Raw genomic sequence first — 272 nt, 5'->3', positions numbered from 1 at the left:
ATGTAACGGGTTGTATCAAAGGTTGGCTGGTTGTATCTGTGCACCAAGTTGACGCCGGGAATCTTCAGTGTCCGGCGGGGCATGAGACCATAACGGCAGAAAATGCCGACATAAGTAATTCGGGGCTTCGGAAAAGAGAAAATGGACCGTAGCAGCGAGACGCTGGATTCAATCCGCGAAATCAATTTGTCTTACATCATGCTCGCACAACGCATGTTGCGCGAGGACAAGGCAGTCGGCATGTTCCGCCTGGGCTTGTCATCGGAGCTGGC

The 272-nt window shown here is 52.6% G+C and carries 1 protein-coding gene; it reads left to right on the top strand.

Features of this window, described 5'->3' with window-relative positions; translation table 11 throughout:
- Positions 1-141: 141 nt before the first annotated feature.
- On the top strand, positions 142-272 hold a 131-nt coding region (locus tag SB771_RS34525; protein ID WP_410721979.1), incomplete at its 3' end, for a flagellar transcriptional regulator FlhD.

The sequence above is a fragment of the Burkholderia sp. SIMBA_051 genome (genome assembly GCF_046534915.1).
Taxonomy (GTDB): domain Bacteria; phylum Pseudomonadota; class Gammaproteobacteria; order Burkholderiales; family Burkholderiaceae; genus Burkholderia; species Burkholderia ambifaria.
Note: the sequence above shows the minus strand (reverse complement) of the source record. Positions and strands in the feature narration are given on the sequence as shown.